Source organism: Ruminococcus sp. AM42-11 (genome assembly GCF_003480145.1).
GTDB classification, from domain to species: domain Bacteria; phylum Bacillota; class Clostridia; order Lachnospirales; family Lachnospiraceae; genus Blautia_A; species Blautia_A faecis.
Genome location: NZ_QUIO01000065.1, coordinates 1 through 14,820, shown reverse-complemented (window position 1 = coordinate 14,820; position 14,820 = coordinate 1). Strand labels below are relative to the sequence as shown.

The following is a 14,820-nucleotide window of genomic DNA, read 5'->3' as shown; positions in this document are numbered from 1 at the left end:
CCAGCGATTTTGCAATGTATATTCGCAAGCCGCGCATTTCAGGAGCGGTTTTAGTGGAGGCGAGATCCATGACTTACGGAGACTTAGGCGCGAAGGCTTTCCTGAGCGTCTTAGTCGTAGTTAGTCATTAGCTTGCCGGAACGCCTGGACGCGCGGCGGTGAATATACATTGTAAAATCGCGTCCGGGATAACGACCAACACACTAAATAGCAAAATACAAAAGATGAGGTGACAATTAAAATGGGCCAGATAACAGGAGACTGGCAGGCCGCGCTGAAGAATGAATTTCATCAGCCATATTATGCCAAACTATATAAAACAATAATGGAAGAATACCGCACCACGAAAGTATTCCCACCGCCCCAGGATATGTTTAATGCTTTCGAATACACCCCGTTAAACGATGTAAAAGTAGTTATTCTGGGTCAGGATCCCTATCATAACGATGGACAGGCCAACGGCCTTTGCTTCTCTGTAAGAGAAGATATAGACATTCCCCCGTCTCTGGTAAACATTTATAAAGAACTCCACAGCGACCTGGGCTGCTATATTCCTGACAACGGCTGCCTGGAAAAATGGGCAAAACAAGGCGTATTTCTTCTGAACACAGTACTGACTGTCCGCGCCCACCAGGCGTTTTCACACAGAGGAATCGGCTGGGAACAGTTTACCGATGCGGTTATCCAGACCCTGAATGATCAGGACCGCCCGATCGTATATCTTCTCTGGGGAAGACCTGCCCAGATGAAAAAAGCAATGCTGAACAATCCGAAGCAGCTGGTACTCACAGCTGCACATCCAAGCCCGCTGTCTGCGTCAAGAGGATTTTTCGGATGCAGGCATTTCAGCCAGACCAATGAATTTCTGGAGAAAAACGGGCTTGCCCCCATTGACTGGCAGATTGAAAATATCAAAAAGGAACAATAAGAAATGGGGAAAAAGAACGACAATACACTTGTAAAAAATGCATCATTTCTGATGATCGCAGCGCTGATTTCCAAGATCATCGGAATGCTCTATAAAAGTCCGCTTTCCAATACTCTTGGAAATAACAGTATGGGTCTTTTCAATTATGCCCAGAATGTTTACTTTATCCTGTTGATGATCGCTTCTTTCAGCATTCCGCAGGCAGTATCCAAGATTATGGCAGAAAAGCTGGCTTTTAAACGTTACAGAGACGCTCAGAAGGTATTTCACTGTGCACTTTTATATGTAATCATAATGGGAGGTGTAGTAGCGCTTTTTTGTCTTTTCGGTTCTTCCATTCTGGTGCCGGAATCTATGTCAGGAGCCAGACTTGCACTGAAAATGCTGGCGCCAACTATTTTCCTGTCAGGAATTCTTGGTACCTTCCGAGGCTATTTTCAGGCATATCGAAACATGCTCCCTACCTCATTGTCCCAGATTGTGGAACAGTGTTTTGTAGCGGTTTTTGCAATCCTGATGTCTACTGTCATGTTGAATAGATTCAGCGGGGCAGAGGAATCTGTACGAAATGCCTGGGGGGCTGCCGGAGCTACTATGGGAACCGGTGCCGGAGTTGCATCAGCATTACTTTTCATGCTTTTTGTATATTGGGTAAACCGAAAGAATATCAAAAAGAGACTGGCAAGGGATACCCATTCTCGTGATGAGGCCACCGGTGAGGTTATGAAGAATATCGTTCTCATCGTAATGCCGATCATCCTCAGCTCTTTTATTTACAATGTAAACGGCTTTATTAATAGTTATATGTATTCCGGCATTCAGGGCTTTAAGGGAATTGACCATGATACCATTACAAGTCTCTACGCGGAATATGGCTATTATATGACCCTGATCAATATTCCCCTTACGCTTGCAAGTACAGCACCCACATCCATGATTCCGGAGGTTTCTGCCCAGTATGCCAAGAGGGACATGGACAGTGCCAGAGATAAGATCGACCGCGCAACCTGGATCAGTATGTTTATTTCCATTCCATGTGCAGTTGGACTTGCAGTTCTTGCCGGCCCGATCACAAGGCTTTTGTTTCCGCGAACAGAGGGGGCAGCAGCTCAGCTGATGATGCTTGGTGTCATTACCATCATCCTCAATGGAAATTCCAATATTTCCAATGGTGTGCTACAGGGAATCGGAAAGCCCAATATCCCCATGATCAATGCGGCAATTGCCTGGTGGTGGATGTGATCGCCATGGCAATTCTGCTGTTTGCAACTGACCTTGGCGTATATGCCATTGTAGTGGCTATGATTATTTATGCGGTTGTTATGTGTCTGCTGAACGAGCGGGCGATGAAACAGTATATGCAGTACAAAAATCCATGGAGAAGTGCTTATCTGAATCCACTTCTGGCATCTGTGCCTATGGCTGTAGTGGCTGGATTTTCCTATTATGGAATTTATAAGCTGATCCATTCCAATTTTATCAGCCTTGGAATCGCAGTGGTTCTTGGAATGGTTGCCTATTTTATTGTATATCTGGCAGTGAGCAAGCCATCTGATGAGCAGTTTGCCATGATGCCAGGCGGTGCCTACCTGAAGAAAATTGCAGGGAAACTGCCGTTTTAGAACATGGTTTTTAAATATGCTATTAAAATTATAATATATTGACTTTTAGATATGCATAGGTTATAATGCCATTCGGCAAGAAAGAAGCGATATGTTCAATGTATGCAGCACGAAAGCCCTCAGAGCGGCAACTCTGAGGGCTTTCTTCTTGTATTTTTTCGGAATACGAACCGAGGCTAGTTGTTATTTTTCGCCTCTTCTGTCTTCAAATTCTTCTGTGCAGTAGAAAGCATTAATTTAATTCGGTTCAGCTGGTTTACCTCGCTTGCACCCGGGTCGTAGTCGATGGCTGCAATGTTTGCCTTCGGATACTGACGGCGGATCTCTTTGATAACACCCTTACCAACAATGTGGTTCGGCAGGCAGCCGAACGGCTGGATACAAACAATATTCGGAACATCATCATGGATCAGCTCCATCATTTCACCGGTCAGGAACCATCCCTCGCCAGTCTGGTTACCCTCAGAAACAATGGGGCGTGCCATCTTCGCCAGATCATGGATATCTGCAGTAGGATGGAAATGACGGCTTTCCGCAAGTGCCTCATTTGCAGTCTTACGAACCCAGTCGATTGCCTTAATACCTATATTTCCAAAGAATGCCTTGGATTTCTTAAATCCAAGATTGTCGACCTTGAAATTCTGATTGTAGAAGCAGTAGGACATAAAGTCGATCAGATCCGGCACCACAGGCTCAGCTCCTTCCGCTTCCAGAAGCTCTGCAAGGTGATTGTTTGCAGCCGGAAGGAATTTAACCAGGATCTCACCTACAATACCAACACGAGGCTTCTTCTCATCACTGATCGGGATGGTATCGAAATCGTGAACCATTTCCCGGCACATTTTCTTAAACTGGCTGTGGCTTAATGAGCTGCCGGTAAGAAATGCAATCACACGTTTTTCCCAGATCTTGTGCTTGCGGTTTACAATGCCCTTCTCCAGTTCATATGGGCGCATGCGGTAAATACATTTCATAAGAATATCACCAAACACAGCGGCATACACAACAGCCTTCACCAGCGGAAGAGTAAGCTTAAATCCAGGGTTGCTCTCTAGACCGCTAAGGTTAAGGGAGATAACCGGAACCTGTTCCATTCCCGCTTTCTTAAGGGCACGGCGGATAAAAGCAATATAGTTGGATGCACGGCATCCACCGCCTGTCTGGGACATGATAACTGCAGTCTTGTTCAGGTCGTATTTGCCTGATAAAAGAGCGTCCATAATCTGTCCCACAACGATCAGGGAAGGATAGCAGGCATCATTATTTACATATTTCAGACCTACGTCTACGGCGTGCTTGTTGTCATTTGGAAGCACCTCCAGATGATAACCGTTTGCATTAAAAGCAGCTTCCAATAAGGAGAAGTGCACCGGTGACATCTGCGGGCAGAGGATGGTGTAATCCTTGCGCATCTCCTTAGTAAACGAAACCTTCTCAATAGAAGATGGTTTAATGGTGCGCTCCCTTTTCTGTGCATCCTTTGCACGGAGGGCTGCAAGAAGAGATCTGACACGGATCCTTGCGGCACCAAGGTTGTTAACCTCATCAATTTTTAGGCAGGTGTAAATCTTGCCGCTGCCATCCAGAATTTCGTAAACCTCATCAGTGGTGACTGCGTCAAGTCCGCAGCCAAAGGAGTTCAGCTGGATCAGATCCAGATCATCACGGGTTTTCACAAAGTTTGCTGCTGCATACAGTCTGGAGTGGTACATCCACTGATCATTGACACGGATCGGGCGCTCAACAGGTATCAGATGGGAAACAGAATCCTCCGTGAGAACTGCCACTCCATAGCTGTTGATCAGATCCGGGATACCATGATGAATCTCAGGGTCAATATGGTAAGGACGGCCTGCCAGAACGATACCCCGGCGGCCTGTCTCCTTCAGGTACTGAAGTGTCTCCTCACCTTTTTTCTCAATGTCCTTATGTACGGCAGCCATTTCCTCCCATGCCTTGTGAGCGGCTTCCTTCACCTCAGATTCCGGGATATCCGGGAAAACCTCAGTCAGTCTCCTGGTAATGATCTCCTCAGAGGTCAGGGCCAGAAATGGATTCATAAAGGTAATGGACGGATCGTGAAGCTCGTCCACATTGTTCTTAATATTCTCTGCATAAGAGGTAACGATGGGACAGTTGTAATGGTTGACTGCATCCGGAAATTCATTTCGCTCGTAAGGGATACATGGGTAGAAAATGAATTTCACACCATTTTTGATCAGCCAGGTCACATGTCCGTGGGCAAGCTTGGCCGGATAGCACTCGGATTCGCTTGGAATGGATTCAATGCCCAGCTCATAAATCTTTCTGGTGGAGGTAGGAGAAAGCACTACCTGATATTTCAGCTCAGTAAAGAAGGTATACCAGAAAGGATAATTCTCAAACATATTTAAAACTCGCGGAATACCAACTTTTCCCCGGGTAGCCTTATCCGGAGAAAGAGGCGGATAGGAGAAAAGCCGTTTGTACTTATATTCATAAAGGTTGGGGATATGATCCTTATTCTTCTCCTTACCAATACCGCGCTCACAGCGGTTACCGCTTACGAACTGACGCCCGCCAGTGAATTTGTTGATGGTAAGACGACAGTTATTGGTACATCCGTGGCAGTTGGCCATGGAGGTGGTATATTTCAGCTCGTTGATCTTGTCAATGGAAAGCATGGCGGTTTCACGGCCTTCTGCGTGGTAGCGCTCCTTGGCAATGAGGGCAGCACCGAAAGCCCCCATAATACCGGCAATGTCAGGACGAATAGCTTCACAGCCTGCTATACGCTCAAAGCTTCGAAGTACACCGTCGTTGTAGAAGGTTCCACCCTGTACCACAATATGACGTCCCAGCTCTTTGGCATCGGAAACCTTGATAACCTTGTAAAGCGCATTCTTAATAACAGAGTATGCAAGACCTGCAGAAATATCAGCTACGGATGCGCCTTCCTTCTGGGCCTGCTTTACTTTGGAGTTCATAAATACAGTACATCTTGTTCCAAGGTCAATGGGGTGCTCTGCAAACAGGGCAGCCTTGGCAAAATCCTGTACGGAGTAATTCAGAGACTTGGCAAAGGTTTCGATAAAGGAACCACAGCCGGAGGAACATGCCTCGTTCAGCTGTACGCTGTCTACGGTCTGATTACGGATCTTGATGCATTTCATATCCTGTCCGCCGATATCGACGATACAGTCAACCTCCGGGTCGAAGAAAGCTGCTGCATAGTAATGGGAAACGGTCTCAACTTCCCCCTCATCCAGCAGAAGAGCGGCCTTCATCAGAGCCTCGCCGTAGCCTGTGGAACAGGAAAATGCAATGTGGGCATCCTCTGGAAGAATGCTGTAGATCTCCTGGATGGAACGGATGGCTGTCTTAAGCGGGCTTCCGTTATTATTGCTGTAGAAGGAGTAAAGCAGGGTCCCGTCCTCACCTACAAGAGCAGTCTTGGTGGTGGTGGAACCTGCATCAATACCCAGATAGCAGTTGCCGTGATACTGGGAAAGGTCACCCTTCTTTACCTGATAGGCACTTTGACGCTTGTTAAATGCCTCATAGTCTTCCTCCGTGGCAAACAGAGGCTCCATACGTTCCACCTCGAAATCCAGTTTGATGGAGTTCTTCAGGCGGTTTGTCATATCTGTAAGGGAAACGGTTACCTCATCCTTCGCATTCATAGCAGAACCCATGGCTGCAAAAAGATGGGAATTCTCAGGTGTGATGGCGTGCTCGTCATCCAGCTTCAGGGTACGGATAAAGGCAGCTTTCAGCTGATCCAGAAAGTGAAGGGGACCGCCGAGAAATGCAACATGACCGCGGATCGGCTTGCCGCAGGCAAGACCGGAAATGGTCTGGTTTACAACTGCCTGGAAAATGGAAGCGGAAAGATCCTCCTTGGTGGCACCGTCGTTGATCAAAGGCTGGATGTCAGTCTTGGCAAATACACCGCAGCGGGCTGCGATGGGATAAAGCGCCTTGTAATTCTTTGCATATTCATTCAGCCCGGTGGCATCTGTCTGAAGCAGGGAAGCCATCTGATCAATGAAAGAACCGGTACCTCCTGCACAGATACCATTCATACGCTGTTCAATATTGCCGCCTTCGAAGTAGATGATCTTGGCATCCTCGCCGCCAAGCTCGATGGCAACATCCGTCTGGGGCGCAATCTTCTGAAGAGAAGTGGATACCGCAATTACCTCCTGTACAAAAGGAACGCCAAGGTGGTTGGCGAGGGTAAGTCCGCCGGAGCCTGTGATCACCGGATGAAGGGTAAGCTCTCCAAGTTTGCCATAAGCTTTCGCCAGAAGCTCTGCCAGGGTTTCCTGGATGTTGGCGAAATGACGCTGGTAATCTGCGAAAAGCAGGGTGTCGTTTTCATCAAGTATTGCAATTTTGACAGTGGTGGAACCAATGTCAATTCCTAATGTATATTTGTTGCTCATGTAAAGAATATGCCTCCTCATCTGTTGCATATGTGCTTAAATCGTTACTGTTCACTTCGTTTACAGTAACACGCTTCGCGATGCACAGAAATCATGCTTTGCATGATTTCACGCCGCAACTCTCGGGTTTTCTGTGAACTTTGTTCACAAAAAACACCTCGCGGAACGTTACCAGTGAACAGTAACCTTAAATCTTCTTATTTATATGTGAAAAATTCAAATGCAAATATTCCGTAATATTATACGATACCCCGGCTTAAATGACAATGTAAAAGTTTAACAAGGATTCTTCGCACAAGTGTTGAATTTTCGGTTATTTCGGGCTATAATATATGAAGTTTTCTGCCTGTGTTTTACACTCTTTTGCAAGTGTAAAAAGAAAAATGTCTTTGCAGGGCTGCAGAAACGGAAATTTTTTTGAAGATAAAGACTTAAAAAAGAAAGGATTCACATATGGCAAAATATACACTTATGAAAACAGAAGGCCGTGCCAAGCGTGCCCAGTTTGAGACAGTACATGGAACCATCCAGACACCTGTGTTTATGAACGTGGGAACTGTTGGAGCCATCAAGGGTGCAGTATCCACCATGGATCTGAAGGATATCGGAACCCAGGTTGAGCTTTCCAATACCTATCATCTCCATGTAAGAACAGGAGACAAGCTGATCAAGGAATTTGGCGGACTTCACAAATTTATGGTCTGGGACAGACCGATTCTCACTGATTCCGGCGGCTTTCAGGTGTTTTCCCTGGCAGGACTTCGTAAGATCAAGGAAGAGGGCGTTTATTTCCAGTCCCATATTGACGGTCATAAGATTTTTATGGGACCAGAGGAGAGTATGCAGATCCAGTCTAATCTGGGCTCTACCATTGCCATGGCATTTGACGAATGTCCAAGCAGTGTGGCAAGCAGAGAATATGTACAAGCTTCTGTAGACCGCACTACCAGATGGCTGGAGCGCTGCAAGGCAGAGATGGCCAGACTGAATGGTCTGCCGGATACAGTGAATAAAGAACAGCTGCTTTTTGGAATCAATCAGGGAGCTATCTATGCAGATATCCGTATTGCACATGCAGATACCATTTCCAAACTGGATCTGGACGGCTACGCAGTTGGCGGTCTTGCAGTTGGGGAAACTCATGAGCAGATGTATCATATTTTGGACGAAGTCGTGCCTCACCTTCCGCAGAACAAACCTACCTATCTGATGGGAGTAGGTACTCCTGCCAATATTCTGGAAGGAGTCGCAAGAGGAATCGACTTCTTTGACTGTGTATATCCAAGCCGTAACGGACGTCATGGACATGTTTACACCAATCGCGGCAAGCTGAATATGTTTAATGCGAAATATGAATTGGATCCGTCTCCAATCGAAGAGGGATGTCAGTGTCCTGCTTGTCAGCATTACAGCAGAGCCTATATCCGCCACCTTCTGAAAGCGAAAGAAATGCTGGGAATGCGCCTTTGCGTGCTTCACAATCTTTACTTCTACAATCACCTGATGGAGGAAATCCGGGATGCACTGGATCAGGGCAATTTTGCAGAATATAAAGAAATGCGTCTGGCTGGTTTTGAAGAGGGAAAAATTAACAGCAGATATAGTAAATGAAATTAATATAAAAAATCGGAAAAATACTTGAAGAATCAAATTATTTTGTGTATTATATACTATAATGCGCTGGTGAAAAAGACAGGGCGTGATAGTAAGATACAGGAGGAATAGCAAATGGACGCATCAAGCGGAATGAGTATGGGATTTACCATCGTATGGCTGGTTGTACTTTTCGGTATTATGTATTTTCTGATGATCAGACCTCAGAAGAAAGAGCAGAAGAGAGTACAGGCGATGCTCAGCGATATGGCTGTAGGTGACAGTATTGTAACTACAAGCGGCTTCTACGGTGTCATCATTGACATGACAGAAGAAGACGTGATCGTAGAGTTCGGTAACAATAAGAACTGCCGTATCCCTATGAGGAAACAGGCAATTGCCGAAGTTGAGAAAGCAGAGCAGGCTTCTGCATAATCAGATTCATCCGAATATGACAGAAACTAAGAACAGGCTTCATTCCATAAAGGGATGGGGCCTTTTTTCTTCGTAAATGTTTTTTGAGAATGGGAAAAAGGCAGTTTTTTGACAGTTTTTTACTTTAACATGTTGAAATATTAAAGAAAGTGCGTTATTATAATAACAATTATCCATTGGTGTCAGGCGAGAGGTGATTTTCCGCTGGCATTCAGAAACGAAGGAGAGGAAATTATTATGAATTACAACATTTCACTGATTCCTGGAGACGGAATCGGTCCGGAAATCGTTGCAGAAGCAAAAAAAGTTCTGGACAAAATATGTGAGAAATATGGACATACTTTTTCTTATTCTGAAGTACTTTTAGGCGGAGCTTCCATTGATGTACATGGAGTACCGCTTACAGACGAGGCAATCGCTACAGCGAAAGCTTCTGATGCAGTTCTTATGGGCTCTATTGGTGGAGATGCCAAGACATCCCCATGGTATAAGCTGGAGCCATCCAAACGCCCGGAGGCAGGACTCCTTGCCATTCGTAAGGCACTGAATCTTTTTGCAAACCTTCGCCCTGCATATTTATACAACGAACTTCGTGCAGCATGCCCTCTTCGCGATGAGATCATTGGAGACGGATTTGACATGATCATCGTACGAGAGCTTACAGGTGGTCTTTATTTTGGCGAAAGAAAAACAGTAGAAGAGAACGGTGTAAAGAAAGCCATCGATACCCTTTCCTACAACGAAAACGAGATTCGCAGAATTGCCATCAAGGCATTTGACATTGCCATGAAACGCCGCAAAAAAGTAACAAGCGTTGACAAGGCAAATGTTCTGGATTCCTCCAGACTTTGGAGAAAAGTAGTAGAAGAGGTAGCGAAGGATTACCCGGAAGTTACTCTTGAGCATATGCTGGTTGACAACTGCGCAATGCAGCTGGTGAGAGATCCCAAGCAGTTTGATGTTATTCTCACTGAGAATATGTTCGGTGATATTCTTTCTGATGAGGCCAGCATGGTGACAGGATCTATCGGAATGCTTTCCTCTGCCAGCCTGAACGAGACAAAATTTGGTCTTTATGAGCCAAGCCATGGCTCTGCACCTGATATTGCAGGTCAGAATAGGGCCAACCCGATCGCAACCATCCTTTCCGCAGCCATGATGCTTCGTTTTTCCCTGGATCTGGATGAGGAAGCAAATGCAGTTGAGACTGCTGTACAGAAGGTTCTGACTGCCGGATACCGTACCGGTGACATTATGTCTGAGGGATGCACTCTGGTTGGAACGAAAGAGATGGGTGACCTGATCGCTAAGGAAATTTAAAATTCGAAATAAACAAAAAGCAAATGGATCATTTTTCCCGGCTATGAAGCAAAAAGGAGATACAAGTTATGAGAAGTGACGCAGTAAAAACAGGCACACAGCAGGCACCTCACCGTTCCCTGTTCAATGCCCTTGGAATGACAAAAGAAGAAATGGAGCGTCCATTAGTAGGAATCGTTTGTTCCTACAATGAGATTGTACCAGGCCACATGAACCTGGATAAAATCGCACAGGCTGTAAAGCTTGGCGTGGCAATGGCTGGAGGAACTCCGGTCATGTTCCCTGCAATCGCTGTCTGTGATGGTATTGCAATGGGACATATCGGTATGAAATATTCCCTTGTAACAAGAGACCTGATCGCAGATTCCACAGAGGCCATGGCACTGGCTCACCAGTTTGACGCTCTTGTTATGATCCCGAACTGTGACAAGAACGTGCCGGGACTTCTGATGGCAGCAGCCAGAATCAACGTTCCTACCGTATTCGTAAGTGGAGGCCCGATGCTGGCTGGTCACTTAAACGGACACAAGACAAGTCTTTCCAGCATGTTTGAGGCTGTTGGTGCTTACGCAGCAGGCAAGCTTACAGAGGAAGGCCTGACTGAGTGTGAGAACAAAACATGTCCGACCTGCGGTTCCTGTTCCGGTATGTACACTGCAAACAGTATGAACTGCCTTACTGAGGTTCTTGGTATGGGACTGAAAGGAAACGGAACCATCCCGGCTGTATATTCCGAGCGTATCCGTCTTGCAAAGCATGCAGGAATGCAGGTTATGGAAATGTACCGCCACAACATCCGTCCAAGAGATATTATGACAAAAGAGGCACTTCTGAATGCCCTTACGGTAGATATGGCTCTTGGCTGTTCCACAAACAGTATGCTTCATCTTCCGGCAATTGCACATGAGATTGGCTGGGATTTCGATATCAGCTTTGCAAATGAAATCAGTGCAAAGACTCCGAACATCTGCCACCTTGCACCGGCAGGCCCGACTTACATGGAAGACCTGAACGAAGCAGGCGGCGTATACGCAGTTATGAACGAGCTGAATAAGAAGGGACTCCTTCACACAGAATGCATGACTGTAACCGGAAAAACAGTAGGCGAGAATATCAAGGACTGTGTAAACCTGAACCCGGAAGTAATCCGCCCGATCGATAATCCATACAGCACCACAGGCGGACTTGCTGTACTTCGGGGCAATCTTGCACCAGACGGAAGCGTTGTAAAACGTTCTGCAGTTGTTGCGGAGATGATGGTTCATGAAGGACCTGCAAGAGTTTTTGACTGCGAGGAAGACGCAATCGCAGCAATCAAAGGCGGCAAGATCGTAGAAGGTGACGTTGTTGTCATCCGTTATGAAGGACCGAAGGGTGGTCCTGGAATGAGAGAAATGCTGAATCCTACCTCTGCAATCGCAGGTATGGGACTTGGTTCTTCTGTAGCCCTTATTACAGATGGACGTTTCAGTGGTGCATCCAGAGGCGCTTCCATCGGACATGTTTCACCAGAGGCAGCAGTAGGCGGTCCCATCGCCCTTGTTGAGGAAGGGGATATCATCAGCATCAATATTCCGGAACTGAAGCTGGAACTGAAGGTTTCTGATGAAGAGCTTGCAGCAAGAAAAGCAAAATGGCAGCCGAGAGAGCCGAAGGTTACAACCGGATACCTGGCAAGATATGCAGCAATGGTTACTTCCGGAAACCGCGGTGCGATCCTCGAGGTTCCGAAAGCAAAATAATAAGATTCTTATCCGGACATGTGAATGGAATTATGGTTCATGAAAGTATGGTTCTTTCATAGCAAATGTCCGGGATTTTTACAGTATAATATACCAGGAGGAAATGAAATTGCAGCTTACAGGAGCGGAGATCATCATAGAATGTTTGCTGGAGCAAAGCGTGGATACCGTTTTCGGATATCCAGGCGGAGCTATTCTGAACGTTTATGACGCCCTTTACCGATACAGTGATAAAATTAAACATGTACTTACTTCCCATGAGCAGGGAGCTTCCCACGCGGCAGACGGTTACGCCCGTGCGACAGGAAAGGTCGGAGTGTGTCTGGCAACTTCCGGCCCAGGTGCAACCAACCTGGTAACCGGAATTGCCACCGCGTGTATGGACTCTGTTCCTGTGGTAGCAATTACCTGTAATGTTGGAACTGCCCTTCTTGGAAAAGATTCCTTCCAGGAAGTTGATATCGCAGGCATTGTAATGCCTGTGACAAAACACAGCTATATTGTCAAAGATGTAACAAAGCTTGCAGACACCATCCGCAAAGCTTTTATCATCGCCAAAAGCGGTCGTCCTGGTCCGGTACTCGTAGATGTGCCAAAGGACGTAACCGCAGCAAAATGTGAATATATCCGTCACACCATCACAGCCGTAGAGCCGAAGGTTGACACCATCCGTCCGAAGGATGTGGATACAGCAGCCCAGATGATCGCAGCAGCGAAAAAGCCATTTATTTTTGTTGGCGGCGGTGCTGTGATCGCAGATGCATCTGAAGAAGTCCGTGCACTTGCCCACAAGATCCAGGCTCCGGTCTGCGACAGCCTTATGGGAAAAGGGGCTTTTTCCGGAGAGGATGAGCTTTACACAGGTCCGGTTGGAATGCATGGAACCAAAACTTCCAACTACGCAATGTGCGAGTGTGATCTTCTGATCACTCTTGGTGCACGCTTCAGCGACCGTGTGACAGGAGATACAAAGACCTTCGCGCCGAAGGCAAAGATCCTGCAGATCGATGTAGATGCAGCGGAGATCAACAAGAATATTGCAGTTGATGCTTCCGTGATCGGAGATCTGAAGGAAGTGCTGAAGCTTCTCCTTGTGAAAATCCCGGAGAAGCGCCATGATGAATGGGTACAGCATATTCAGGATATGAAAGCTAAGTATCCGTTGAATTACGATCATTCCCAGCTTACCGGACCCTACGTGATCCAGAAGCTTTATGAACTGACTGGTGGAGATGCAATCGTTTCCACAGATGTAGGACAGCACCAGATGTGGGCTGCCCAGTATTTCAAATTTAAGGAGCCGAGAACCTTCCTGACATCAGGAGGGCTTGGCACCATGGGTTACGGCCTTGGCGCAGCAATCGGTGCAAAGATGGGCTGCCCGGACAAAACCGTGGTAAATATAGCAGGAGACGGCTGTTTCCGTATGAACATGAACGAGATCGCCACGGCAGTTCGCTGCGGCAAACCTCTTGTCCAGATCATTCTGAACAATCATGTTCTGGGAATGGTACGTCAGTGGCAGACTCTGTTCTATGAACAAAGATATTCTCAGACCATCTTAAATGATGGTGTGGACTTCGTGAAAGTTTCTGAAGCAATGGGAGCAAAAGCAATCCGCGTTACGAAGATGGAAGAAGTAGAGCCTGCACTTAAGATGGCGCTTTCATCAGAGGGTCCGGTAGTTCTCGATTGCTGGATCGACCAGGATTTAAGCGTATATCCTATGGTTCCTGCAGGAGCAAGTTTAGACGAGGTATTTGATGAGGAGGATGTGAAGAAATGAGCAGAGTGTACAATTTTTCCGCAGGACCGGCGGTCCTTCCGGAAGAGGTGTTGAAAGAAGTCGCAGATGAAATGATGGATTACAATGGTACCGGCATGTCCGTTATGGAAATGAGCCACAGAAGTGCTGCATTCCAGGAAATCATTGACACAGCTGAGAAGGATCTTCGTGAGCTGATGAATATTCCGGACAACTATAAGGTACTTTTCCTTCAGGGCGGCGCTTCCCAGCAGTTTGCCATGATCCCAATGAACCTTATGAAAAATAAGGTGGCTGACTACATTGTAACCGGTCAGTGGGCAAAGAAAGCATACCAGGAAGCACAGAAATACGGAAAAGCAAACAAGATTGCTTCTTCCGAGGATAAGACTTTCTCTTACATTCCGGATTGCAGCGATCTGCCGATCAGTCCGGATGCAGACTATGTTTATATCTGTGAGAACAACACCATTTATGGAACCAAGTTCAAAGAGCTTCCAAATACAAAGGGCAAAACACTTGTGGCAGATGTATCCTCCTGTTTCCTTTCCGAGCCGGTTGATGTAAGCAAATATGGTATTATCTATGGCGGCGTTCAGAAGAACATCGGACCTGCAGGTATGGTAATCGCCATTATCCGCGAGGATCTGATCACAGAAGATGTTCTCCCGGGAACACCTACCATGCTTACCTATAAGACACATGCAGACGCTGGTTCCCTTTATAATACACCGAATGCATATTGCATCTACGTATGCGGTAAAGTTTTCAAATGGCTGAAGAAAATGGGCGGTCTGGAAGAGATGAAGAAACGCAACGAGGAGAAAGCAAAGATCCTTTACGATTTCCTTGATTCCAGCAAGCTTTTCCATGGCACCGTTGTTCCGAAAGACCGTTCTCTTATGAATGTTCCTTTTGTAACAGGAGATAAAGAGATGGATGCGAAATTCGTTGCTGAGACTGAAATTCGTTGCTGAGACTGCCAAGG

At 46.4% G+C, this 14,820-nt stretch carries 9 protein-coding genes and 1 pseudogene; 9 read left to right on the top strand and 1 reads right to left on the bottom strand.

Annotated features, from left to right (window positions below):
• Positions 1 to 241: 241 nt before the first annotated feature.
• From ung to DW904_RS24380, 3 genes are read left to right on the top strand one after another with little or no spacing between them, the layout of a single operon-like run.
• Positions 242 to 928 carry a uracil-DNA glycosylase gene (ung, locus tag DW904_RS21545; protein WP_118584187.1) on the top strand — a complete coding sequence of 229 codons (687 nt, stop codon included), beginning with the start codon at positions 242 to 244 and terminating at the stop codon, positions 926 to 928.
• Positions 929 to 931: 3 nt separating this feature from the next.
• A complete protein-coding gene (locus DW904_RS21540; RefSeq protein WP_243110536.1) occupies positions 932 to 2,170 on the top strand; it encodes a polysaccharide biosynthesis protein in 1,239 nt (412 codons plus the stop codon).
• A gap of 5 nt (positions 2,171 to 2,175) precedes the next feature.
• The gene (locus DW904_RS24380) at positions 2,176 to 2,550 is read left to right on the top strand and encodes a polysaccharide biosynthesis C-terminal domain-containing protein (RefSeq protein WP_243110535.1); all 375 of its coding nucleotides are present in this window, start codon (positions 2,176 to 2,178) and stop codon (positions 2,548 to 2,550) included.
• Between the two features lie 176 nt (positions 2,551 to 2,726).
• Here the strand turns inward: DW904_RS24380 and DW904_RS21535 are convergent, their stop codons facing one another.
• Positions 2,727 to 6,977, bottom strand: coding sequence for a 2-hydroxyacyl-CoA dehydratase (locus DW904_RS21535; RefSeq protein WP_118584186.1), 4,251 nt, complete (start codon positions 6,975 to 6,977; stop codon positions 2,727 to 2,729).
• Between the two features lie 453 nt (positions 6,978 to 7,430).
• Here DW904_RS21535 and tgt point away from each other — a divergent pair, with 453 nt between their 5' ends.
• The 6 genes and pseudogenes from tgt to serC form a co-directional block, all read left to right on the top strand.
• On the top strand, positions 7,431 to 8,588 hold the full coding sequence (gene tgt / locus DW904_RS21530; protein WP_118584185.1) for a tRNA guanosine(34) transglycosylase Tgt: 1,158 nt from the start codon (positions 7,431 to 7,433) through the stop codon (positions 8,586 to 8,588).
• A gap of 117 nt (positions 8,589 to 8,705) precedes the next feature.
• Positions 8,706 to 9,005, top strand: coding sequence for a preprotein translocase subunit YajC (yajC, locus tag DW904_RS21525; RefSeq protein ID WP_118584184.1), 300 nt, complete (start codon positions 8,706 to 8,708; stop codon positions 9,003 to 9,005).
• 237 nt (positions 9,006 to 9,242) lie between these two features.
• Positions 9,243 to 10,325 carry a 3-isopropylmalate dehydrogenase gene (gene leuB, locus DW904_RS21520; protein WP_118584183.1) on the top strand — a complete coding sequence of 361 codons (1,083 nt, stop codon included), beginning with the start codon at positions 9,243 to 9,245 and terminating at the stop codon, positions 10,323 to 10,325.
• Between the two features lie 68 nt (positions 10,326 to 10,393).
• The gene (ilvD, locus tag DW904_RS21515) at positions 10,394 to 12,067 is read left to right on the top strand and encodes a dihydroxy-acid dehydratase (protein WP_118584182.1); all 1,674 of its coding nucleotides are present in this window, start codon (positions 10,394 to 10,396) and stop codon (positions 12,065 to 12,067) included.
• Between the two features lie 103 nt (positions 12,068 to 12,170).
• Entirely contained in the window at positions 12,171 to 13,853 is a 1,683-nt protein-coding gene (ilvB, locus tag DW904_RS21510; protein WP_118584181.1) for a biosynthetic-type acetolactate synthase large subunit, read from the top strand.
• A pseudogene (gene serC, locus DW904_RS21505) lies at positions 13,850 to 14,791 on the top strand (3-phosphoserine/phosphohydroxythreonine transaminase); the annotation flags it as partial. The gene ilvB and the pseudogene serC, both read left to right, overlap by 4 nt.
• Between the last annotated feature and the right edge of the window lie 29 nt (positions 14,792 to 14,820).